At 70.6% G+C, this 21,246-nt stretch carries 21 protein-coding genes; 9 read left to right on the top strand and 12 right to left on the bottom strand.

Features of this window, described 5'->3' with window-relative positions:
• The first annotated feature begins 95 nt into the window (after positions 1-95).
• The 3 genes from JIX56_RS09750 to JIX56_RS09740 all read left to right on the top strand — a co-directional run bounded on the left by JIX56_RS09750 (position 96) and on the right by JIX56_RS09740 (position 5,737).
• Complete coding sequence (locus JIX56_RS09750) at positions 96-1,871, top strand: glycoside hydrolase family 35 protein (RefSeq protein WP_257538832.1); 1,776 nt, start codon at positions 96-98, stop codon at positions 1,869-1,871.
• Positions 1,871-4,300, top strand: coding sequence for a beta-galactosidase (locus JIX56_RS09745; protein WP_257538830.1), 2,430 nt, complete (start codon positions 1,871-1,873; stop codon positions 4,298-4,300). The genes JIX56_RS09750 and JIX56_RS09745 overlap by 1 nt, the downstream gene beginning before the upstream one ends.
• 342 nt (positions 4,301-4,642) lie before the next feature.
• Positions 4,643-5,737: a LacI family DNA-binding transcriptional regulator gene (locus JIX56_RS09740; RefSeq protein WP_257538828.1), complete on the top strand. Its 1,095-nt coding sequence runs from the start codon at positions 4,643-4,645 to the stop codon at positions 5,735-5,737.
• A 143-nt stretch (positions 5,738-5,880) separates the two neighbouring features.
• On the opposite strand, the gene JIX56_RS09735 is transcribed toward JIX56_RS09740, so the two are convergent.
• From JIX56_RS09735 to JIX56_RS09725, 3 genes are all read right to left on the bottom strand, one after another.
• Positions 5,881-6,696, bottom strand: a complete 816-nt coding sequence (locus JIX56_RS09735; RefSeq protein WP_257538826.1) for an SAM-dependent methyltransferase — start codon at positions 6,694-6,696, stop codon at positions 5,881-5,883.
• A gap of 123 nt (positions 6,697-6,819) precedes the next feature.
• Positions 6,820-7,080 (bottom strand): DUF397 domain-containing protein, encoded by a 261-nt coding sequence (locus JIX56_RS09730; protein ID WP_257538824.1) that lies wholly within the window; start codon positions 7,078-7,080, stop codon positions 6,820-6,822.
• A gap of 1 nt (position 7,081) precedes the next feature.
• Positions 7,082-7,957, bottom strand: a complete 876-nt coding sequence (locus JIX56_RS09725; RefSeq protein ID WP_257538822.1) for a helix-turn-helix domain-containing protein — start codon at positions 7,955-7,957, stop codon at positions 7,082-7,084.
• A 404-nt stretch (positions 7,958-8,361) separates the two neighbouring features.
• Between JIX56_RS09725 and JIX56_RS09720 the strand changes: the two genes are divergently transcribed.
• Positions 8,362-8,916, top strand: coding sequence for an ATP-binding protein (locus JIX56_RS09720; RefSeq protein WP_257538821.1), 555 nt, complete (start codon positions 8,362-8,364; stop codon positions 8,914-8,916).
• A 266-nt stretch (positions 8,917-9,182) separates the two neighbouring features.
• Here the strand turns inward: JIX56_RS09720 and JIX56_RS09715 are convergent, their stop codons facing one another.
• The 3 genes from JIX56_RS09715 to JIX56_RS09705 all read right to left on the bottom strand — a co-directional run bounded on the left by JIX56_RS09715 (position 9,183) and on the right by JIX56_RS09705 (position 10,612).
• Positions 9,183-9,785 carry a GTP-binding protein gene (locus tag JIX56_RS09715; RefSeq protein ID WP_257538818.1) on the bottom strand — a complete coding sequence of 201 codons (603 nt, stop codon included), beginning with the start codon at positions 9,783-9,785 and terminating at the stop codon, positions 9,183-9,185.
• A gap of 44 nt (positions 9,786-9,829) precedes the next feature.
• Positions 9,830-10,258 (bottom strand): roadblock/LC7 domain-containing protein, encoded by a 429-nt coding sequence (locus tag JIX56_RS09710; protein WP_257538807.1) that lies wholly within the window; start codon positions 10,256-10,258, stop codon positions 9,830-9,832.
• A gap of 72 nt (positions 10,259-10,330) precedes the next feature.
• Positions 10,331-10,612, bottom strand: coding sequence for a hypothetical protein (locus JIX56_RS09705; protein ID WP_257538805.1), 282 nt, complete (start codon positions 10,610-10,612; stop codon positions 10,331-10,333).
• 797 nt (positions 10,613-11,409) lie between these two features.
• Here JIX56_RS09705 and JIX56_RS09700 point away from each other — a divergent pair.
• Positions 11,410-12,636, top strand: coding sequence for an acyl-CoA dehydrogenase family protein (locus JIX56_RS09700; RefSeq protein WP_257538803.1), 1,227 nt, complete (start codon positions 11,410-11,412; stop codon positions 12,634-12,636).
• Positions 12,637-12,743: 107 nt separating this feature from the next.
• On the opposite strand, the gene JIX56_RS09695 is transcribed toward JIX56_RS09700, so the two are convergent.
• The 6 genes from JIX56_RS09695 to JIX56_RS09670 form a co-directional block, all read right to left on the bottom strand.
• On the bottom strand, positions 12,744-13,325 hold the full coding sequence (locus JIX56_RS09695) for a GAF domain-containing protein (RefSeq protein WP_257538801.1): 582 nt from the start codon (positions 13,323-13,325) through the stop codon (positions 12,744-12,746).
• Between the two features lie 37 nt (positions 13,326-13,362).
• The gene (locus tag JIX56_RS09690) at positions 13,363-13,965 is read right to left on the bottom strand and encodes a GTP-binding protein (protein WP_257538799.1); all 603 of its coding nucleotides are present in this window, start codon (positions 13,963-13,965) and stop codon (positions 13,363-13,365) included.
• Entirely contained in the window at positions 13,943-14,311 is a 369-nt protein-coding gene (locus JIX56_RS09685) for a DUF742 domain-containing protein (RefSeq protein WP_257538789.1), read from the bottom strand. The genes JIX56_RS09690 and JIX56_RS09685 overlap by 23 nt, the downstream gene beginning before the upstream one ends.
• Before the next feature lie 4 nt (positions 14,312-14,315).
• The gene (locus JIX56_RS09680) at positions 14,316-14,753 is read right to left on the bottom strand and encodes a roadblock/LC7 domain-containing protein (RefSeq protein ID WP_257538787.1); all 438 of its coding nucleotides are present in this window, start codon (positions 14,751-14,753) and stop codon (positions 14,316-14,318) included.
• Positions 14,740-16,536: a sensor histidine kinase gene (locus JIX56_RS09675; protein WP_257538785.1), complete on the bottom strand. Its 1,797-nt coding sequence runs from the start codon at positions 16,534-16,536 to the stop codon at positions 14,740-14,742. The genes JIX56_RS09680 and JIX56_RS09675 overlap by 14 nt, the downstream gene beginning before the upstream one ends.
• Positions 16,537-17,177: 641 nt before the next feature.
• The gene (locus tag JIX56_RS09670; RefSeq protein ID WP_257538774.1) at positions 17,178-18,134 is read right to left on the bottom strand and encodes a helix-turn-helix domain-containing protein; all 957 of its coding nucleotides are present in this window, start codon (positions 18,132-18,134) and stop codon (positions 17,178-17,180) included.
• Between the two features lie 363 nt (positions 18,135-18,497).
• Between JIX56_RS09670 and JIX56_RS09665 the strand changes: the two genes are divergently transcribed.
• Genes JIX56_RS09665 through JIX56_RS09650 form a run of 4 tightly spaced genes read left to right on the top strand, consistent with a single transcriptional unit; the run spans position 18,498 to position 21,229 of the window.
• Positions 18,498-19,847: an ATP-binding protein gene (locus tag JIX56_RS09665; RefSeq protein ID WP_257538772.1), complete on the top strand. Its 1,350-nt coding sequence runs from the start codon at positions 18,498-18,500 to the stop codon at positions 19,845-19,847.
• Complete coding sequence (locus tag JIX56_RS09660; protein ID WP_257538770.1) at positions 19,844-20,257, top strand: roadblock/LC7 domain-containing protein; 414 nt, start codon at positions 19,844-19,846, stop codon at positions 20,255-20,257. The genes JIX56_RS09665 and JIX56_RS09660 overlap by 4 nt, the downstream gene beginning before the upstream one ends.
• Complete coding sequence (locus JIX56_RS09655) at positions 20,254-20,649, top strand: DUF742 domain-containing protein (protein ID WP_257538768.1); 396 nt, start codon at positions 20,254-20,256, stop codon at positions 20,647-20,649. Before JIX56_RS09660 ends, JIX56_RS09655 begins: the two co-directional genes overlap by 4 nt.
• A complete protein-coding gene (locus JIX56_RS09650; protein ID WP_257538766.1) occupies positions 20,627-21,229 on the top strand; it encodes a GTP-binding protein in 603 nt (200 codons plus the stop codon). Before JIX56_RS09655 ends, JIX56_RS09650 begins: the two co-directional genes overlap by 23 nt.
• The last annotated feature ends 17 nt before the right edge of the window (positions 21,230-21,246 follow it).

The following is a 21,246-nucleotide window of genomic DNA, read 5'->3' as shown; positions in this document are numbered from 1 at the left end:
CGCCTGTGATCCGTACGCCTGAGACCTCCACCACCCGTACGACGGGAAGGTCCCCTGCCTCCTTCCCCGTACGCCCCAGCCGAAGGGAAACAGCCTTGCGCACGCCCGCTCTCACCACGTCGTCCGACGGGTTCCTCCTCCACGGAGAGCCGTTCCGGATCATCTCCGGCGCGATGCACTACTTCCGCATCCACCCCGACCTGTGGGCCGACCGGCTGCGCAAGGCCCGGCTGATGGGCCTGAACACCGTGGAGACGTACGTCCCCTGGAACCTCCACCAGCCCGACCCGGACAGCCCGCTCGTTCTCGACGGCCTGCTCGACCTGCCCCGCTATCTGCGCCTCGCCCGCGCCGAGGGCCTGCACGTGCTGCTGCGCCCCGGCCCGTACATCTGCGCCGAGTGGGACGGCGGCGGCCTGCCCTCCTGGCTCACCTCGGACCCCGACATCCGGCTGCGCTCCAGCGACCCCCGCTTCACGGACTCCCTCGACCGCTACCTCGACATCCTGCTGCCCCCGCTGCTGCCGTACATGGCCGCGAACGACGGCCCGGTCATCGCCGTCCAGGTCGAGAACGAGTACGGGGCGTACGGCGACGACACCGTGTACCTCAAGCATGTGCACCAGGCGCTGCGTTCACGGGGCATCGAGGAGCTGCTCTTCACCTGCGACCAGGCGGGCTCCGGCCACCACCTGGCCGCCGGCAGCCTGCCCGGCGTGCTGTCCACCGCCACCTTCGGCGGCAGGATCGAGGAGTCACTGAAGGCGCTGCGGGCCCACATGCCCGAAGGGCCCCTGATGTGCTCGGAGTTCTGGATCGGCTGGTTCGACCACTGGGGCGAGGAGCACCACGTCCGGGACGCGGAGAGCGCCGCCGCCGACCTCGACAAGCTGCTCGCCGCCGGCGCCTCCGTCAACATCTACATGTTCCACGGCGGCACCAACTTCGGCTTCACCAACGGCGCCAACCACGACCAGTGCTACGCCCCGATCGTCACCTCCTACGACTACGACGCCGCCCTCACCGAGTCCGGCGACCCCGGCCCCAAGTACCACGCCTTCCGCGAGGTGATCGCCCGCCACGCCCCGGTCCCGGACGAACCGGCCCCGGCACCCGCGCCCAAACTCTCCGGCATCACCGTGGAGTTGGACCGCCGGGCACCCCTGCTGACGTACGCGACCGCCCTCGAAGCCCCGGCGGAGCGCACCGGACACCCGGTCACCATGGAGGAGTTGGGGCAGCGCTCCGGCTACGTCCTCTACCGCACCACCCTCCCCGAAGCGGGGGACGGTCTCCTCCACTTCACCGGCGGGGTCGGCGACCGCGCCCAGGTCTTCGTGGACGGAGCCCCCGTCGGCGTACTGGAACGCGAGCGCCACGACGAGACCCTGCCCCTGCGCGTCCCGCACCCCGGCGCCACGCTCGACGTCCTCGTCGAGAACATGGGCGGCGTCAACTACGGCCCGCGCATCGGCGCCGCGAAGGGCCTGCTCGGCCCGGTCACCTTCAACGGCACCGCCCTGCTCGGCTGGCACACCCACCGACTGCCGCTGGCCGACGTGTCCACGGTCCCCTTCGCCCCGGCCGAGGCGACCCCGGTCACCGTCCCCGCCTTCCACCACGGCACCTTCGAGGTCGACACCCCCGCCGACACCTTCCTCGCCCTCCCCGGCTGGACCAAGGGCCAGGCCTGGATCAACGGCTTCCACCTCGGCCGCTACTGGAACCGGGGCCCGCAGCGCACCCTGTACGTCCCGGCCCCCGTCCTGCGCCCGGGCGCCAACGACCTGGTCCTGCTGGAGCTCAACGCCACGACCAGCGCCCGCGCGGAGTTCACCGACACGCCCGACCTGGGGCCGGTGAAGCCCTGATGACGCCGGCGCACCACCTCCGCCTCCCGGCGCCCGCCGGACCCCCGCAGCGCGGTCACCTTCCCTTCGCCGACGCGCCCGGAGTCGCCGACCCCATCGAGGTCACCAGCCGTTGGCTCACGCGGGGCGGCCGCCCGTGGTTCCCCGTCTCCGGCGAGTTCCACTACACCCGCTACCCCGCCCGGGAGTGGGAGGAGGAACTGCTGAAGATGAAGGCGGGCGGGGTGACGGTCGTCGCCGCGTACGTCATCTGGATCCACCACGAGGAGACCGAGGGCCGCATCCGCTTCGACGGCGACCGCGACCTGCGCCGCTTCGCCGAACTCTGCGCCCGCCACGGCCTGGACTTCGTCCCCCGCATCGGCCCCTGGGTGCACGCCGAGGTCCGCAACGGCGGCCTGCCGGACTGGGTCCTGGACCGCACCGACGCGCCCCGCACCGACGACCCGGCCTACCTGGCTCCCGTACGCACCTGGTACACGGCGATCGCCGATCGACTCCACGGCCTGGACCGGTCCAACGGCGGTCCGATCGTCGCGATCCAGATCGAGAACGAGCTGTACGACCAGCCGGGACACCTGTTGTCGTTGAAGCGGATGGCCCAGGAGGTGGGCCTGTCCGCCCCGCTGTGGACATCGACGGCCTGGGGTGGCGTCCAGTTGCCACCGGACGAACTGCTGCCCCTGTACGGCGGCTACACCGAGACCTTCTGGACCGAGGCGGACGGCGGCTGGCCCGACACCTGCCGCAAGCACTTCTTCTTCACCCACCAGCGCGACGACGAGGGCATCGGCGCGGACCTCCGCCCGACCACCGTGCGCGGCGGCGACCCGTCGGCGTTGGAGGCCCGATTCCCCTGGGCCACCTGCGAGTTGGGCGGCGGTATGGCGGTCGCCTATCACCGCCGCCCGCGCGTCGACCCCGCCGACATCGGAGCCCTCGGCCTCACCAAGATCGGCTGCGGCTCGGTCTGGCAGGGCTACTACATGTTCCACGGCGGCACGAACCCGAGGGGCGACCTGACCTCCCTCCAGGAGTCCCACGCCACCGGCTACCCCAACGACCTCCCGCTCCTCACCTACGACTTCCAGGCCCCCCTCGGCGAATACGGCCAGTACCGCCCCTCGTACGACGAACTCCGCCTCCAACACCTCCTGCTGTCCGACTTCGGCCACCTGATCGCCCCGATGGACTCGGCCCTCCCCGAGCGGCAGCCGACGGGCCAGGACGATCGGGAGACGCTGCGGTGGGCGGTGCGGGGCGACGGGCGGTCGGGCTTCCTGTTCGTCAACAACCACCAGCCGCATGAGCCGTTGCCGGATCATCCGGGGACGTCGTTCAGGGTGGAGTTCCCGGGAACCGAGGGTGCGGCCGGCTCCGCTGGTCAGGTTCTTTCGATGCCGAGCTCGCCCGTCACGATTCCCCAAGGTGCCTATTTCTGCTGGCCGTTGAGGCTGGACATCGCCGGGCTGCGGCTCGACTGGGCCACCGCGCAGCCCGTCTGCATGGTCGACGACGGCAGCGGCCGTACGATCCTGGTCCTGGCCGCGACGGACGGCATCACTCCCGAACTCGCCCTGGACGCCCGCACGGTGACAACCGTCGCCGTGCCTTCGGGCGAGGTCACGACCGCCGGCGACCGCATCCTGGTGACCGGGTTGCGCCCCGGCACGGGCGCCCTGGTCGAGGTCGACACCACCGACGGCGGCCGGGTCGGCCTCCTGGTCCTCGATGCGGCGACGGCCCGTACCGCCTACCGGGGTCATGCGTGGGGCGCCGAGCGGCTGCTCCTCTCCGAGGGCGGGGTCGTCTTCGACGCCCACGCGGACGAAGTACGTGTCCACAGCCCGGCCCCGGAACCGTCGTTCGCCGTGCTGCCCGCCCCGGAGCGGGCTCCGGTGGTGGCCGGGGCCACGGTGAAGGAGGGGGCGGACGGGGTGTTCGTCCGCTACACGGTGGTGGCGGACGAGGACGGGCCCGGCGGATGCGTCGGCGCGGACGGCACGCTGCCGGTCGTCCTGGTCCGGCCTCCCGGCGAGGCCCCGCCGGTCACGACGGGCGTACTGGGGCGGGCGAGCGTGCCTGCCGACGAGTACTTCGACGCGGTGGCCGCCGAGTACGACGTGGAGGTGGCCATCCCGGACGGCCTTCCGCCCGGCACCCTCCTCCGCGTCCACTGGACCGGCGACGTGGCCCGCGCCTACGTGGGGGACCGCCTCGTCGCCGACCAGTTCTACTCCGGCCGCGTCTGGGAGATCGGCCTCGGCCGGCTGCCGGCGGGGGCGGAGCGTGTACGGCTGAGGGTGCTGCCGCTGTCCGCGGGGGCGGCGGTGTACGTGCCGGGGTGGACGGGCGAGTCGGAGATACCCGCGGAGGTCTTCCGAGCGGAGTGGATCACCATCCGCGCCTGGGACCTGCGGCCTGGCTGACGACCTACGATTCCTCGTCCCCGCCGCCCCTACCCGTCCCATCCCCCAGGGGCGCTGCCCCTTCGACCCCGAGGGGTTCGTTGTCGGGTGCGGGTGGGTGGGGGCTGGTCGCGCAGTTCCCCGCGCCCCTTGAAAGACACCGCCCCTGCTTTTCAGGGGCGCGGGGAACTGCGCGAGCAACCACAACGCACCCGCACCCGAAGAACCCACCCTCGGGGTCGAAGGGGCGGAGCCCCTGGGGGATGGGACGGGTAGGGGCGGTGGGGGCGAAACCACCAGACCTATCCTGTGGCTCCAGGCAGAACAAGCCCGTCCGGACCCCGTCGCAAAGGAATCAGCCGCATGCCCCGAAGTATCACGGACGGCAGCGCGGCCGGCGGCGACACCGCCGGAGCCGGCCGTGGTCGCAGTCGTCGGAACTTCGCCGGCTCCCGCCCGGTGATGGACGACGTCGCCCGCCTGGCCGGTGTCTCCAAGCAGACCGTCTCCCGGGTGCTCAACGACAACCCGGCGGTCCGGCCGGAGACCCGGGAAGCCGTGCTGGAGGCGATGCGGACACTCGGGTACCGGCCGAGCCGGAGCGCGCGTTCGCTGGCCAGCGGCCGGACGCGGATGCTCGGGGTGATCTCGTTCGACGCGGCGCGCTACGGCCCCGCCGCCACCCTGACCGCGATCAACACGGCGGCGCAGGCGGCGGGCTACCTGGTCAGTTCCATCGCGCTCGACACGGCCGACCGGGACACGGTCGTCCAGGCGGTGGACCGGCTGTCGGCCGAGGGCGCGGACGGGATCATCGCGATCGCCCCCCAGCGCCCGGTGGCCACCGCGCTCGCGCAGGCCCGCCCGGACACCCCGCTGGTGATGCTGGACAACGGTCTCGGCGACGGCACCCCCGTCGTCTCCTCGGACTTCACGGCGGGCGCACGCCTGGCGACCGAGCATCTGCTGAGCCTCGGCCACCCCACCGTCTGGCACATCGCGGGACCGACCGGCTGGACATCCGCCGACCGGCGCGCCGGGAGCTGGCGGGAGACCCTGACGACGGCCGGCGCGCCGATCCACGAGCCCCTCGTGGGGGACTGGAGCGCCGACTCCGGGTACGAGCTGGGCCGACGGCTGGCGGGCGCCCCGGACGTCACCGCCGTCTTCGCCTCCAACGACCAGATGGCGCTCGGTCTGCTGCGCGCCCTGCACGAGGCCGGCCGTCGGGTTCCGGACGACGTGAGCGTGGTCGGCTACGACGACATCCCGGAGGCGGCGCATCTGCTGCCGCCGCTGACGACGGTCCGTACGGACTTCTCGGCGATCGGCACGACGGCGCTGCGCTTGCTGTTGAGGCAGTTGGACGACCCGGAGTCGACGGGTGACTCGGCGGAGCAGGACCCGGTCATCCCTGTTGAGCTCATCGTTCGTGACAGTACGGGGGCGGCGGGGTAGCGCGCCTATGGGGGTGCCGCGATGGGGTGTCGGCGTCTGCGGGTTCGTTGTGGCTGTTCGCGCAGTTCCCCGCGCCCCTGAAGACCAAGACCGCTGGCCCGGCACCGAGAAGCTGAGCGGTGCCGGGCCAGGGGGCTCCTAGATCACGGCTTTCTCGCGATCGCGCCGTACATCGCGATGTCCTCGTCGCGGATGTTCTGCTCGCCCGTGCCGTCCGGGTGCCACTTGTGGACCTGGACGATGCCGGGCTCGACGAGTTCGAGGCCGTCGAAGAACTCGTGGGCCTCGTCGATGGTGCGCAGCCGCATCGGCATGTCGCGGGCCGCGTACTCGCGGGCGACGCGGCCCACCTCCTCGGGGGCGAACTCGGCGGTGCCGATGGTCATCGCCAGGTAGCTGCCCGAGGGGAGGGGTTCGAGGAGACGGCGGACGATGCCGACCGCGTCGTCCTCGTCGAGGACGAAGTGGACGATCGCGATCACGGTGAGCGCGACCGGCTTGGTCAGGTCGAGGGTCTCCAGGAACTCGGGGGAGCCGAGGACGGTCTCCGGGTCCTGGAAGTCGGCCTCGATGTAGGCGGTCTTGCCCTCGGGGCTGCTGGCCAGCAGCCCCTGGGACAGGGTGAGGACGATCGGGTCGTTGTCCACGTAGACGACCCGGGACTCGGGGGCCACCGACTGGGCTATCTCGTGGAGGTTGGGGGAGGTGGGGATGCCGGTTCCGATGTCGAGGAACTGGCGCATGCCCGCCTTCTCGGCGAGCCAGCGCACCGCGCGGTTCATCCAGTCGCGGTTGGCGCGCATATGGACCGGCAGGGCCGGCCACTCGTGCGCCATCGCGTCACCGGCCTCCTTGTCGGCCGGGTAGTAGTCCTTGCCGCCGAGGATGTAGTCGTAGATCCGCGCGGAATGCGCGTGTTCGGTGTCGATCCGGTCGGCCGGCCATCCGTTGTCGGGCAAAGCCGCCCCTCCCATCAAGTGGTGTCGTCCAGGTGCACGGTCGGGCAAAGCCAGGGGTTCGGCAAGCGGAGAACCCCGGATTCAAAACAGGTGGTGCGTCAACGAGGCGTGGCAGCAAGGGAGTCAGAGCAGGAAGTCGGCCACGCCCGCCTTCACGCCGGCCAGGAAACTGGTCATCTCACGGGGGGTGAAGAGCAGCGCCGGGCCGTCCGGGTCGGTCGACTGGCGTACGGCGACGCGGCCGTCGTCGAGCTTCTTCACCTCGACGCAGGCACCGCCCGCGTCGTCGCTCCACGGCCGGTGCCAGTCCTGGGTGCCGAGGTCACGGGCCGGCATGCCGTTGCGGACGCCGTTGTGTACTCCAGTGGGTATGCGGTGGTGCACGTCAGAGCTCCTTGCGTATCGCACCGAGGAGGGCCTCGGTCTTGCGGGCGGGCGCCGACTGCGCGCCCAGCCGGTCCAGAGCCTCGCGGTAGACGACGACGTCGTCGCCCTTGTCGAGATACACGGCGCCCACCAGACCGTTGAGGTAGACGATGTCCGGCAACTCGCGTGCCCTGAACCGGAAGAGGTGGAACGCACCGGCCCGCATGGCCGGATGCGGGCCGTGGTGGAACGGCATGAGCTGGACCGTCACATGCGGCAGGCGGTTGAGTTCGATCAGATGGTCGATCTGGGCGCGCATCACGTCCGGCCCGCCGACCGGCCAGCGGAGCACCGTCTCGTCCATCACCACCCACAGCCGCGGCGGTTGCTCACGGGTGAGGAGTTCCTGGCGTCGCATCCGCAGCGCCACCCGCCGCTCGGTGTCCTCGGTCGCCGCGTGCGGGTTCCCGGCGCCGAGCAGGGCGCGCGCGTACTCCTCGGTCTGGAGCAGGCCGTGCACGAACTGCGCCTCGTACGCGCGGATCTGGAGCGCCGCCTGCTCCAGGCTGAGATAGGCGGCGAACCAGTCGGGCAGTACGTCGCGGTAGGTGTGCCACCAGCCGCGCTTGTTGGCCTCGCGGACGGACTTCAGGAAGGTCTCGATCTCCTGCGGGTCCCGTACGCCGTAGACCTGGAGCAGTTTTTCGACATCCGGGAGGCGGAGCCGGGCGACCTTGGCGGCCTCCAGACGGCGGATCGTGGAGTGGCTCACCCCGATCGCCTCGCCCGCCTGCTCGTACGTCAGCCCGGCACGGGTACGGAGCTCCTCCAGCTGTCTGCCGAGGATCATGCGCAGCACGGAGGGGGCACCGCCCCAGTCCGTTTCCGCGGTCACGCCCACCCCCTCCCCTCACACCGAGCACAGAGGCCGTACAGAGGTCGTGCGAAGTCATGTCGAACTGTCGTGCGATCCTTGCGCACTTTCCTTCAAGGGTTGCGCATTGTTGCGCGAGTCGCTTCGAGATCGCAGTCTGACACGATCTTGGCTCGAACGGGGGTGGCATGCGACCCACAAATTGCAAATTTCAACTTGCTGGTTGCGAGGTGTTGTTCACGGATGCCACAGTGGACGTACCGTCACGGCTTCGGTGAACGCTGAGGCTGCGCGGCCAGGTTGGGGGAGATGTGGCCGCAACTCAGCGCTGTTCGCCGCGAGTTGCACGAAACTCGCGGCGAATGGCGAGGCGGCCGTGGTACCGGCACCCTCCGGTGCGAAGAGCCCACGAAAGGCATACGGCGATGGCTCCGCCCACCCTCCCCCAGTCCACGGACCGGTTGGCCCCGGCCATGTACCCACCCCTTGGAGCAGAGGCGTACGAACCCCACTGGGCCGGCGTGCGCGGACTGCCCGCGGTGCCCGCCTCGGCGGGCGAGGCGCGCAGAACCGTGCGCGAGTTGCTCGGTGAGTGGGGGGTGCGTCCGGAGACCTGTGAGGACGCGCTCCTGATCACGTCCGAGCTGGTCACCAACGCGCTCACACACACGGACAGCGAGTGGATCGTGTGTCGGTTGCACCTCACCGGCCGTCGGCTCCGGATCGAGGTCGAGGACCAGAACAGCGGCCACGCACAGCCTGCCCGGCGTCGTCCGGGCCCCGACGACCAGAATGGGCGAGGGCTCATGCTGGTCGGCATGCTCAGCAGCGACTGGGGGGTGCGCGACACCCCACAACGGTCCGGTCGTGTCGTCTGGGCAGAACTGCCGTCGGAGGGCCGGGAAACCGCCGAGCCCGCCCCTCCGACGGCCCCGTACGACAGCGAAGGCATCCCTTTGACCGACCCGTCCTGGACCTGAGCGCTCCGCTGGGAACAGCCGGGATCACGCCGTCTGGAACGGCCGGGATCACGCCGTCTGGAACGGTCGGGATCACGCCGTCCGGAACGGTCGGGATCACGCCGTCCGGAACGGCCGCGCCCTGCCGTCGGGCGGCTGCGGCTCCGTCGTGGTCGGCCGCGCAGTTCCCCGCGCCCCTTCGGGGCGCGGGGGAGTCGCAGGCAGGGCTGCGGAGTCGGCCGCGCCTCGAGTCTCGGCCAGGGCAGCCCGGGACCGCGTCCCGGGCCTCAGCCCGGGCGGAGTCCCGCCGCCACCAGCCGGGCCTCCATCTTCCGGCGGGCCGCGCCGAGCACCGCCAGCAACAGCTCCTTGCTGGACTGGCGTTGACGTACGTCGCAGAGGAGGACCGGGACGGTCGGCGCCAGGTCGAGCGCCTGGCGGACCTGCTCGGCGTCGACCTCACGGCGGCCGTCGAAGCAGTTGACGCCGACCGCGAACGGAATGCCGCGGGACTCGAAGAAGTCGACCGCGGCGAAGGAGGTGTCGAGCCGCCGGGTGTCGGCGAGGACCACCGCCCCGAGGGCACCCGAGGACAGGTCGTCCCACATGAACCAGAATCGGTCCTGGCCCGGTGTACCGAAGAGGTAGAGCACCAGCTCGGGCGAGATGGTGATCCGGCCGAAGTCCAGGGCGACGGTGGTCGAGACCTTCTTCTCGACCCCCCTCAGATCGTCCACGCGCCGGCCGGCCGCGGTGATGTGCTCCTCGGTCGCCAGCGGGGTCACCTCGCTCACCGAGCCGACCATGGTGGTCTTGCCGACGCCGAAGCCACCCGCGATGAGGATCTTCAGGGCGGTGGGTACGACCGGCTGGGAGCTGACGGACACCATCCATCACCCTTTCGACGAGTTCCGGGCCCGGCCGCCGTCGCGGTTCACGCGTCCTGCACGTAACCGGACGGGGTTTCCGAACGGGGCGCCGCGCTCAGGTACTTGCCGACCTGTTTGACCAGCGTGCCCATCTCGAACGCCATCATGCCGACGTCCACCTCCTCCGAGGCGATGGCGGCGAGCCGCGCGCCCCGGCCGGCGGAGGTGACGAAGAGGAACGCCCGCTCCATCTGGATGACCGTCTGCTGGACCTCGCCGCCGTGGAAGTGACGGGCCACGCCCCGGGCGAGGCTGTGCATGCCCGAGCCGACCGCGGACAGGTGTTCCGCGTCGTCGAACCGGATGTCCTTCGACTTGCCGATGAGGAGGCCGTCGCCGGACAGCACGATGGCGCAGCGGATCTCGGGTATCCGTTCCACGAGCCCGTCCAGCAGCCAGTCCAGTTGGGGACCGGGTCGTACCTGCTCTGTCATGTCCTGCGTGTTCCTCACGGTCGGTCGGCGCCGGAGCGGCACCGGGTCGTCGGGCGCCGGGGGGAGCGCCCGTCAGTCGGCACCTGGGCCGGGGCGTGGTGTCCGCCGGTCGTCGGTGTCGTCCGGTCCGGCGAGCCGGGCCCGCAGCGAGCCCCGTTGGATCGCCACCATGGCACGGGCCAGGGTGTCCGGGCGGAGTGTGTCCTCGGCGTCGTCGTTCTCCCCGGCCGCTTCGGCCGCTTCGGCCGTTTCCGCACGGAGCCGTGGCGCGGGCGACGCGCTCCGGGGCCGCCGGGGCAGACTCTGGGGGAGAGGCTGGGCGTCGGTCTCGGTGCGGGGTGTCTCACCGCTCATCCGGGCCACCGTGTCGTGCTGCGTGTGCGGCCGTTGGGGGTCCCTCCGCGCGAGTCCGTTCGAGCGCGGGGGAGGGTGCCTGGCATCTGATTCCTCGTACGACAGCGAACATCCGATGGCGATAAGGGTGCTGCGAGGTGCCCGGCATCCCCGGTGCTCCGGCTTGACGCGCCGTCGGCGGATGTCAGCGGGCGGACGGAACGGTATCAGGACCCGAGCCCCGTCGTCAGCACCCCTCCGACCGCAACCTGCCGCAGGGCGGCAGCAATTGACGAGGTCTCCGGAGGCCGACGCGGCGGGCTCGGGACGGCTCGGCGGAGCGAGTGCTTCCGGCGGGCCAAGCGGAAGCAGACTTGTCGACACAGCAAGCCCTCAGGATCGGCACTACCCGGCCACATCGGGCGCGTGAAGGCGTGGCCTAAAATCTGTGTCGACCTGCTCAAACCTGCGCAGACGGCCCGGCAGTTTGGTATTTGGCGGTGCACAGTGCCGAGGGGACGCGCCCCGAACCGGGTGTGCCTGGTGGTGCAGGTCGGCGGTTGCCCGATTCCGGGCCGGGGGAACCGGACAAGTTCGACTCGGAAAGTATCAAAATGCGGACATCGCCATCCTCGTCTCCCACATTGGAGCTCAGATTTCAACAGCCCATGTTTCGGCCAAACCCACTAGATGATCTTGGCGTGAGAGGTTGATTTGTAGACCATGTTGCACGTCGGCCAGGTCCCCCCTTGGAACCACAGCCTGACGTACAGCCTCCGCGCCTCCCCGGGCGCGGGGAAACGCGAGAAGGGCTTGGCGTGGAACACGTCTTCACAACACAGGACCACGAGGATCTACGGCAGCGTGTACGCGAGTTCGCCGAGCGTGTGGTACGACCGCTGATACCCGAGATGGAGGCCTCCCGTACCGCTCTGGTGGGGCTCTCCAGGCTCATTGCCCAGCAGGGGTGGATCGGCGCCACGATCGACCCGGTCTACGGCGGCATGGGCGCGGGTCATCTCGCCAAAACCATCATCATCGAGGAACTGTCCCGGGTCAGCGGCGCGATGGGGGCGATGGTCCAGGCCTCCCAGCTCGGTGTCGCCAAGATCATCCACTTCGGGGACGAGAGCCAGAAGCGGAGCTGGCTGCCGAGGATCGCCGCGGGAGAGGTGCTGCCGACCATCGCGGTCACCGAGCCGGGGTCGGGGGGCCATGTAGCCGGCATGGAGAGCAGCGCCGTACGGGACGGCGACGACTACCTGCTCAACGGCCGCAAGGTCTTCGTCGGCAACAGTCACGTGGGGGACGTGCACGGTGTCGTCGTCCGCACCGGCCCGGGCTCCAAGGGCATGACGGCGTTTCTCGTCGAGTCCGACCGGCCCGGCTTCTCCCTCGCCGAGCAGGTGCCCGCCATGGGCCTGCACGGCTTCAGCTTCGGGGAGCTGATCTTCGACAACTGCCGGGTGCCGGCCGCCAACCGGCTCGGCGAGGAGGGCGACGGACTGGCCGTCGCCTACTCGTCGTCGGTGCTCTACGGCCGCCTCAACCTGACGGCGGTGTCCCTGGGCATCCACCAGGCGGTGTTCGAGGAGACCGCCCGGTACTGCGGTGAAGTGAACCGCTACGGAAAGCCGTTGGGGCACCTCCCCAACATCAAGATCGAGCTGGGGCGGATGCTGCAACGCCTCACCCTCGCGCGGCAGAGCGCCTATCTCGCCGCGCATCTGCTGGACCACGGGCGGCCCTGCGACGTCGAGCTGATGTCCGCCAAACTCTTCAACGTCGAGTCGTCCATCGAGTCCGCCCAGGCGTCCGTGAAGATGCACGCGGCCTGCGGCCTGTTCACCGACCGCCCGGTGGAGCGCTATCTGCGCGACGCCTTCCACATCTACGCCCCCGCCGGCACCTCCGAGATCCAGGGCCTCAGGCTCGGCGAGTTCGCGCTCGGCGAGAACAAGGGCCAGTGGTCCGAGCGGCTCGCCGATCTGGTCCGTACCCCGCAGGTCGAGCCGCGGGAGGCGGAGTTGAGTCCGGTGGGCTAGGCAGCAGAGAAACCGCGGACACAACGTCGTGTCCGCGGCTTTCGTGAGCCGGATGCCCGGCGGCCCGCTCCCCCTCGACCCACGGCCCGGCGGTGCCCCGGCGGGGCTCAGTTGCCGCCGGCGATGACCTGGATCTGGTCGGACATCTCCTGGGCCATGCGCTTGATGATTTCCAGCCGTTGCCGCCCCCACGTCCGGGAGTCGGTGTCGACGACACAGATCGTGCCGAGGTTGATCCCCGCCAGCGTGTCGACCAGCGGCGCGCCCATGTAGGAGCGGATGCCGATCTCGTCGACGACCGGGTTGCCCGCGAACCGCGGGTAGTCGCAGACGTCGTCGAGCACCAGCGCCGCGGTCCGCTTGACGGTGTGCGGGCAGAACCCGTGATCCAGGCGCATCTCCCGGCTCATCGAGGTCTCGGCCGCCTGCCCCTGCGCGATGTTCACGGGCCCGGCGTCGGGCGTGTAGAGCCCGGCGAAGAACTGGCGCCTGTCGTCGACGAAGTTGACCATCGCGTACGGCGCGTCCAGCTCCAGGGCCAGCCGGCGCGCGAACTCGTCGAACTCGGCCCGGGGGGTGTTCAGCCCCAGCTGGGTGAGCCTGGCAGCGCGTTGCGGGGCGGCCGGATCCTCCGGGGTCAGGAGCAGACGGTCGAGCGGCGGCTCATAGGAGGTGTAGGGGCTGTTCATGAGAACTCCGTTCGGGGTCGGCTGGGTTGAGCAAGAATCAACGGAGCACGGGTGGCTGGTGCGTCGCCACGCCGGGGGTCATGCCGAGCAGATGCTGCACGAGTTCGACGAGCACACCCGTACCGGAGCTGCAGTGCCGGGCGTCGCAGAACACGATCGGGGCGTTGGACTTCAGGCCGATGGCGTCGCGGACCTCTTCGGTGGAGTACTCGTACGCACCGTCGAACTCGTTGACCCCCACGACGAACGGGATGCCGCGCACCTCGAAGAAGTCCACCGCGGGGAAGCACGCGTCGAGCCGGCGGGTGTCGGCGAGCACCACCGCGCCCAGCGCCCCGTCGGACAGTTCGTCCCACATGAACCAGAATCGTTCCTGCCCGGGCGTACCGAACAGATACAGGACATGGTTCGAGTCGAGGGTGATCCGGCCGAAGTCCATGGCCACCGTGGTGGTGAACTTGTCCTCCACCCCGTCGAGGCTGTCCGTGCGGACACTGGCCGTGGTGATGACCTCCTCGGTGCTCAGCGGCGCGATCTCGCTGACCGCGCCCACGAAGGTCGTCTTGCCCACCCCGAATCCTCCCGCTACAAGGATCTTGAGGGCGGTCGGGAAAGGGTCAGAGTCGTGCGCGTAGGCCATCAAGCACCGCCTCCAGAACTTCTCGGTTGGCGGCGGAGGCCGCCTCGACGGCACGGGGCGCCCGTGCGGTGAGCGCCTCGTGCTGCACTAGGTCGGACAGTAGGACTTTGGTGACGGCGACCGGCAGGTTCATCCGCGCGGACACCTCGACCACCGGCACCGGCCTGACGCACAGGCCGAGCACCATGTCGTGGTCGGGGCCGAGGTCGATGCTCGGCTGGATGCCGGTGGCCATCACCAGGGTGAGCAGGTCGAACGGTGTCGAGGGCCGAGTGCGCCCGTTGCTGACGGTGAACGGCCGGACTAAGCGTCCGGCCTCCTCGTCCAGGAACATCTCGTCCGTCACCGCGTCACATCCCCGCGCGGGACGGTGCGGTGGTGGAGCGGCGGGCCGGCGTGGCGAGGAACGGCTGCACGGCCCGGATCAGCATGCCCATCTCGTAGCCGAGCGTCTCGGTGTGCGTCGACGAGTCCGCGGTGACCGCCAGCACGGCGCCGTGGCCCGCCGAGGCCACGATGAGGATGCCGTTGTGCAGTTCCACGATGACCTGGCGGACGGTGCCGCCGTTGCCCAGCACCCTGTCGTGGCCGAAGGAACGGCCCAGGGAGTTGAGCCCGGAGGCTATCGCGGCCAGCCGGTCGGCGTCGTCGGCGCCCAGATCCACATGTGCCTTGCTCAAGCCGTCGGACGAGAGCAACAGCACCTGGCGGGTACCGGGGACGGTCTTCTTGAGGTTCTCCAGCAGCCAGTCGATGTTCTGTCCGGTGGGATGGCTATCGCTCACCATGGTGGGGTTCTTCTCCTTGCGGTTGGGGCGAGGCCCAGCGCGTGTCGTCGACGGGGATCGCGTCGGAGGTCGCGCCGGCGAGACCGAAGCCTCGATTGATTCCGGCCAGGAGGCCGGGGCTGAAGTTCAGGTCCTGTTCGTTGGTCTCGGGACGCGCGGGACCGTGGCGGAGCTCGGGGGCCAGATGCTCCATCGCACGGCGCTTCGGCAGGATCGGCCTGCCGGACGGACGGGACCCGTGCGGTGCGGCCGACGGGCGGTCGTAGCCCGTGGGGCGGTACTCGGGCCGTACGTCGGAGACCGGCTGTGCCCGCTCGTGCCGGGCGGCCGGCGGGGGCGGCGCGGGGGCGGCCGACCGCTGCGGCACGCCGGCCGGGGGGCCGGCCTGGGCGGGCACGGCGACCGGGGGACCGGCGTGGTGCGCGTGGGCCGGTACGGCGACCGGCGGAGCCGAGTGGGACGGGGTCTCCCAAGCGGGCGCGGGCGGCGCCTGCGCCGGCTGGGGGGCGGCAGGCCGTATCTGGACCGGCGCCTGGACGGGCGCCTGCCCCTCCTCCTGACCCAGCAGCCCCTGCGGAAGCACCAGGATCGCCTGGACGCCGCCGTAGATGTTGCCCTGCAGTTGGACCGCGATGCCGTGCCGGCGGGCCAGGGACGAGACCACGAACAGACCGATCCGGCCGTCGGCGAGCAGTTTGGCGACGTCGATGCGGGCCGGGTCGGAGAGCAGCGTGTTGATCCGGTCCTGGTCCTCCTGGGGTATGCCCAGGCCGCGGTCCTCCACCTCGATGGCGATGCCGGCGGTCACCCGGCGGGAGCGCAGGAGGATCTGGGTGTCCGGGTGGGAGAACATGGTGGCGTTCTCGACCAGTTCGGCCAGCAGGTGGATGACGTCGGCGACCGCGTGGCCCCGCAGGGTGCCCTCGATGGGCGGCACCAGCTTGACGCGGGAGTACTGCTCGACCTCGGCGATGGAGGACCGCAGCACCTCGGTCAGCGTCACTGGATTGGTCCACTGGCGACGGGAGACCGCGCCACCGAGCACCGCGAGGTTCTCCGCGTGCCGGCGTATTCGGGTGGCCAGGTGGTCGATGCCGAAGATGCGCCGGAGCAGGTCCGGGTCCTCGACCTGGTTCTCCAGATCGTCCAGCTCACGGATGGTGCGGTGGACGAGCGACTGCAGCCGGCGGGCGAGGTTGACGAAGACCTCGACCTTGTCGCTGTTGTCGTCGGAGGCGGCCTGGAAGTAGTTCGCCGCCCAGATCAGCGCTTCCCTGGCCCGGTGCTGCGCCGCCGTGACGTCGTACTCCAGCTGCTGGTACGGGTCTTCGGCGCGTGGCGCCTGGTAGGCGAAGCCGCGGGACGCCAACTGTTCGCCCCGCTTGAGGCGGGTCAGGTCCTCGTCGAGCGCCCAGTTGCCGGTGGTGACGGCCTGCCGCAGCGACTCGACGCGCCGTGAATCGGTCCTGGCCCGGGACTTCGCCGCCATCACGGCACCGGCCAGGCAGCCGCAGCCGAGGACCGCGCCGCCCGCCAGCACACCCCAGGTGGCTGCGTCGGCCGTGCCCTCCTGCAGCCGCAGGACCGTGCCCGTGACGGCGGTGGATATTCCGGCCATGAACGCGGCGGGGAGTACGGCGAGCCGCGTCAGCCGGGGCTGCGGCGCAGAGGAATCCGCGGAATCCGACGCCCCGGTCTTTCCGTGCCGGTGGCGACGCGGGGGCGTCGTCGTGTCCGGCCGACCATGATCCGGGGTCGTTGCGAAGGGTGGGGGTTCAGGCATCGGAGTCCTCTCGATCAGCCAGTACGCGACAGAGTAGCGAAGAACGTCAACTATCTGACCAGCGGTCCTAGACGCTCAGGGGAGGTCTGTCACCTGAGGTGCCGTCAGCGGCGGCAAGGGTCTGCGACGCCTTTTTACCGTCTCTTCACGGGGTGGCGCCGCAACAGTTCTTCACACCTCGGCGAGGGCGCCGCACCATCTGTGAAAGAGGGGCTGTCGGGCGGCTGACCACCTGCGGGTTCCGTCCCGACGGAACGCGATCCGGGCCGTTCCGGCCGGCGCGGTACGCCGGGTTCACACCGCTTGGCCGCTGTGCAATCGTCCCTCAACTGGGCTTATGGCATGCCCGGGTGGCCGCGCGGGACCTCCGGTCGCACACGGTGCGCACGCCGAATCCCGGCAACATTCACACCAACAAGGCGGAAAACATACGGTGCGCCCGCTTGCGAAGGGGTGCTCGGATCGACGAGGTGGCGCTCGGCTCGACGAGGGCGAGCAAGATCGACATGACTGGCTATGCTTTGACTAAGCTTTAGACTTCAACGGAAGTTCGGGAGGGGCAGGTGTGAGAACCTACTCGCCGGGTCGTCCCCCCGGTGCGGCTCCTTTGCCGAACTGCCTTGTTCCAAGGAGGAGTTGAGTCAACGCATGCTCTGGCGCATCTCCCGTGGGCTGACGCCGTAGCGCCGTCGGAAGGTCGTGCTCAGGGCGCTCGCGGAGGAGAAGCCGGCGGAGTAGGCGAGATCCGTGATCGTCATGTGCTCGCACTTCGCGCACAGTAAGTGGTCCCGGACCAGGCGCAGTCGCTCCTCGCGGATCAGCTCGCGGGGTGTGGTTCCCGCTTTCTGCAGGGCGAGTTGGATCTGGCGCAGCGACCAGCCGAGAGCGCGCGCCATCGTCGTACCCGTGAGGTTGGGGTCGGCCGCGTGGTCGCGCACATGACGACGGACCATCGTCTCCACCTCGCCCAACTGTCCCGGGGTGTCGGGGCGGTCGTCGCCGGCGGTGAGCATGCACACCAGCTCCACGACCCGGTCGGAGACGGCGTTGAACTCCGGGTCGGTGAGGTGCTCCCGCTCCTCGTGCAGACCGGTCAGCATCGAGCCGACGATACGGCCGAGGCCGCAGGAGAGGTTCAGACCACTGGCGACCGGTGACCTGGCGTTGAGCCGGCCGTCCACCTCGCGGGCCGGGATGGTGAAGATGAACGCGTCGATGGCGTCGCTCTGGAGGCACTGGAAGGGCGAGGCGAAGGTGACCAGCGCCGCGGTGCCCGGGGTCAGCCGGGCCTCCTCGCCGTCCTGTCGCAGCACTATCTCGCCGCTCATCGGCAGCAGCAGCCGGTAGTCCTCGTCCGGGTCCTGGCGGACCTGGCGCAGTGTGCGCGTGTACTCGATCTCGTCCGACCGGTACTTCACCAATTGGTACGTGTCAGTGCGCTGACGGACGGTCTCGCCGCGGAAGTTGTCCGACTGGGCGTACCTGAAGCCCATCCGGGACTGGTACGAGCCGATCTGCTCGGTCCAGAAGTCGGCACGCTCGCGCGGGTCCAACTCCTCGGTGGTCAGCGTCTCGACGCTGTAGCTTCCCGCGGGCAACGCCGCTCCTCCCCTGTGCCGGCTCCCGACCCCGTCCTTGTGGTCTCTTACGGTCCCCGGCGGGAAAATCTTCAACTTCTGCTTGATCAAAGATAGTTACCATCCGGTCGGACCCGGAAGGCACCCTAGCGTGGCAAGCGGTTGCCGTGCCGCTCGGGCGAGGTGGCCGAATATGCCGGGGTCAGTGTCACGAGCCCTGCGCGCCCCTTGCGCCACTCATGCGCCCTGTGGCAACTTCCGTGCGCGTCACGGAAAGTACCCGAGCGGTCGCCGAGCTAGCGTCGGGCGCTCCGTCAACTCCCGCCCGGCGTCCCGGACCTGCGGACGCCTGGGGACTTGAGGCGTTAAGGACTCGTGGACCTCATGACCGAACCGATACCGCAGGCGGTGACCTGGGCCCTGGCCGCGGCCCTGCTCGCCACCGCCGTACTCCTGCTGCGCCAGCACGGGATCAGCAGGCGGCAGCGCCGCCGGAACGCCGTCCTGGCCGACGGCGTGCGGGCCCGGGAGGAGGAGCTGCGCCATCTGGTCACGGTCCGGCTGCCGGCCCTGGCGGACCGTCCCGGCCAGAACCTGCCGGGCGTCGGACCGCTCGACGCCCAGCTCGCCGACACGGAGTTCGGCAAGGGCCTGGACGAGGTGCTGGCCCGCTTCTCCGGCGCCGTCGAGCACGCGCAGGCCCGCGCCGACCAGTCCGCCAAGGCCGCCCTCAAGGCGTCGATGCGCTCGATCCAGGCCCTCGCCAACGAGCAGCAGGTGGCCATCTCCGAGATGCAGGACCGGCACGACGACCCCGACGTGCTGCGCGACCTCCTCGAAGTCGACCACACCAACGCCCAGTTCGGCCGCCGCGCCCAGGCCATCGCCGTACTGTGCGGCTCCTGGCCCGGCCGGCAGCGCGCCACCTCCCCCCTCGTCGAGGTCGCCCGGGGCGCCACCTCGCGCATCCGCGACTACCGGCGCGTCCGCGTCCACGGCCAGGTCGACATCGCGGTGGAGAGCCGCGCCGTGGAACCGGTCGTCCTCGCGATCGCCGAGCTGCTCGACAACGCGGCCCGGCACTCGCAGCCCAACACCACGGTCGAGGTCAACGTCCAGAACGTGCACAACGGCGCGTGCGTCGTCATCGACGACGCGGGCGTCGGCATGGACGGCCAGGCCGTGGAGCGCGCCACCCGTCTGCTCAGTGGACGCAGCGAGGTGGACGTCACCCGCCTCGACGACCCGCCCCAGTTCGGCTTCGCCGTCATCGGGGTGCTCGCCCGGCGCTACGGGTTCACCGTCTCCGTGGACACCCGCTCGCCGTACGGCGGCGTCCGCGCCGTCGCGTTCCTGCCCGCCGCGCTGCTCACCCACCTGGAGCCCGCCGCCCCGGAGCCACAGATCGACCTGACACCCGCACCCGACACCGACACCGCCTCCCGCCCGGCTCGCGCCGACAGCGCCCCCGAGGGCACCACCGAGGGCGGACTGCCCAAGCGCCGCAGGCGCACCCCGAAGCGGACGGCCGCCCCCGAGCCGGAGCCCGCGACGGCCGACGACATGCCCGGCCGCTCGCCCGAGGAGAACGCCCGCCTCATGGGCGCCTTCGCCCGCGGCACCCGCTTCGGCCGCGCGGCGGGACGCATCCTCGACGAGGACGAGTACGCCCCCGACCCCGCCGACTCCGCGCGGACCGCCCCCCACGAGAACGAAGGGACCCCCCACGCATGATCGAGCCCACGAACAACGAGCTGGGCTGGATGCTCGACGACGTGCTGAAGGTCCCCGAGGCGCGGCACGCCATCCTGCTCTCCGCCGACGGCATGCTCCGCGCCCACTCCGCCGACATCGCCCGCGACGACGCCGAACGCCTCGCGGCCGGGCTCTCCGGACTCCAGTCGATCAGCCGCAGCACCGCCGAGTTCTGCGGCTCGACGGACAGCCCGTGGCGGCAGACCCTGATCGAGTTCGGGCACGGCTTCGTCTTCCTGGTCGCGGCCGGCGAGGGCGCCTATCTCGCGGTGTCCACCGGCGACGAGGTCGACATGGAGGCGGTGACCTACCGCATGCACAAACTCGTCGACCGGCTCGGCAGGGAACTGACCAGCCCGGCGCGGCTGGACACGGGCAGCAGGGCATGACGCCCCGCCCCCGGCCCGAAGGGCGTCTGGTGCGGTCCTACGTCGTCACCGACGGCCGCGCCCATCCGACCCGCAACACCCTGGACCTGGTCACGCTGCTGATCGGCGCCACCGACCTGTCGCTGTCCGGACTGAACCCGGAGAAGCGCCGGATGATGGAGCTGTGCCGCCACGGCGCGCTCTCCCTCGCCGAGGTCGCGGGCCATCTCCGGCTCCCCGTCAGCGTGACCAAGGTGCTCGTCGCCGACCTCATGGACAGCGGCCACATCGTCACCCGCGCACCCGCCCCCACGATCGAATGGACTCACGCGGGGGGACCCCCATCGGCCGCCCGGCCGTCCGACGCCAGAATCCTCCAGGAGGTCCTCGATGGGCTCCGCGCCCGCCTCTGACGACGTCTACCTGCGGCCGACGGTGAAGACAGCGGTCAAGCTGCTCGTCGTCGGTCACTTCGCGGTCGGCAAGACCACGTTCGTCGGCACACTCTCCGAGATCCGGCCGCTGCGCACCGAGGAGGTCCTGACCGAGGCCGGCGCCCTCGTGGACGACCTCGCCGGCACCCGCGACAAGACCACCACCACGGTCGCCATGGACTTCGGCCGGCTCACCCTCGACGACTCCCTGGTGCTGTACCTGTTCGGCGCCCCGGGACAGCAGCGCTTCACCAAGCTCTGGCAGGACATGACCCGCGGCGCCCTCGGCGCACTGGTCCTCGCCGACACCCGGCGCCTGTCCCACTCCTTCGACGTGATGGGCGTCCTGGAGGAGCTGGACCTGCCGTACGCGGTCGCCGTCAACGACTTCGACGGCGCCCCCGTGCACGACCTGGACGAGGTGCGCGAGGCCCTCGACCTGCTCGACGAGACCCCGCTGGTGCGCTGCGACGCCCGCGACCCGGACTCCTCCACCCGGGCACTGATCTCCCTCGTCGAGTACCTGCTCAGCCGTGAGACCGAACTGGAGCACGCGTGACCCCCGCATCGCCGTCC

Origin of the sequence: Streptomyces sp. CA-210063 (genome assembly GCF_024612015.1) — a bacterium.
In the GTDB taxonomy this organism is placed as follows: Bacteria; Actinomycetota; Actinomycetes; order Streptomycetales; family Streptomycetaceae; genus Streptomyces.
Note: the sequence above shows the minus strand (reverse complement) of the source record. Positions and strands in the feature narration are given on the sequence as shown.

What these genes read in the sequence shown, in the direction of transcription:
- JIX56_RS09745 (WP_257538830.1), top strand. Translation starts at nt 1,871, where the DNA reads ATGACGCCGGCGCACCACCTCCGCCTCCCGGCGCCCGCCGGACCCCCG.
- JIX56_RS09740 (WP_257538828.1), top strand. Translation starts at nt 4,643, where the DNA reads ATGCCCCGAAGTATCACGGACGGCAGCGCGGCCGGCGGCGACACCGCC.
- JIX56_RS09720 (WP_257538821.1), top strand. Translation starts at nt 8,362, where the DNA reads ATGGCTCCGCCCACCCTCCCCCAGTCCACGGACCGGTTGGCCCCGGCC.
- JIX56_RS09715 (WP_257538818.1), bottom strand. Translation starts at nt 9,785, where the DNA reads ATGGTGTCCGTCAGCTCCCAGCCGGTCGTACCCACCGCCCTGAAGATC.
- JIX56_RS09710 (WP_257538807.1), bottom strand. Translation starts at nt 10,258, where the DNA reads ATGACAGAGCAGGTACGACCCGGTCCCCAACTGGACTGGCTGCTGGAC.
- JIX56_RS09705 (WP_257538805.1), bottom strand. Translation starts at nt 10,612, where the DNA reads ATGAGCGGTGAGACACCCCGCACCGAGACCGACGCCCAGCCTCTCCCC.
- JIX56_RS09695 (WP_257538801.1), bottom strand. Translation starts at nt 13,325, where the DNA reads ATGAACAGCCCCTACACCTCCTATGAGCCGCCGCTCGACCGTCTGCTC.
- JIX56_RS09690 (WP_257538799.1), bottom strand. Translation starts at nt 13,965, where the DNA reads ATGGCCTACGCGCACGACTCTGACCCTTTCCCGACCGCCCTCAAGATC.
- JIX56_RS09680 (WP_257538787.1), bottom strand. Translation starts at nt 14,753, where the DNA reads ATGGTGAGCGATAGCCATCCCACCGGACAGAACATCGACTGGCTGCTG.
- JIX56_RS09675 (WP_257538785.1), bottom strand. Translation starts at nt 16,536, where the DNA reads ATGCCTGAACCCCCACCCTTCGCAACGACCCCGGATCATGGTCGGCCG.
- JIX56_RS09665 (WP_257538772.1), top strand. Translation starts at nt 18,498, where the DNA reads ATGACCGAACCGATACCGCAGGCGGTGACCTGGGCCCTGGCCGCGGCC.
- JIX56_RS09660 (WP_257538770.1), top strand. Translation starts at nt 19,844, where the DNA reads ATGATCGAGCCCACGAACAACGAGCTGGGCTGGATGCTCGACGACGTG.
- JIX56_RS09655 (WP_257538768.1), top strand. Translation starts at nt 20,254, where the DNA reads ATGACGCCCCGCCCCCGGCCCGAAGGGCGTCTGGTGCGGTCCTACGTC.
- JIX56_RS09650 (WP_257538766.1), top strand. Translation starts at nt 20,627, where the DNA reads ATGGGCTCCGCGCCCGCCTCTGACGACGTCTACCTGCGGCCGACGGTG.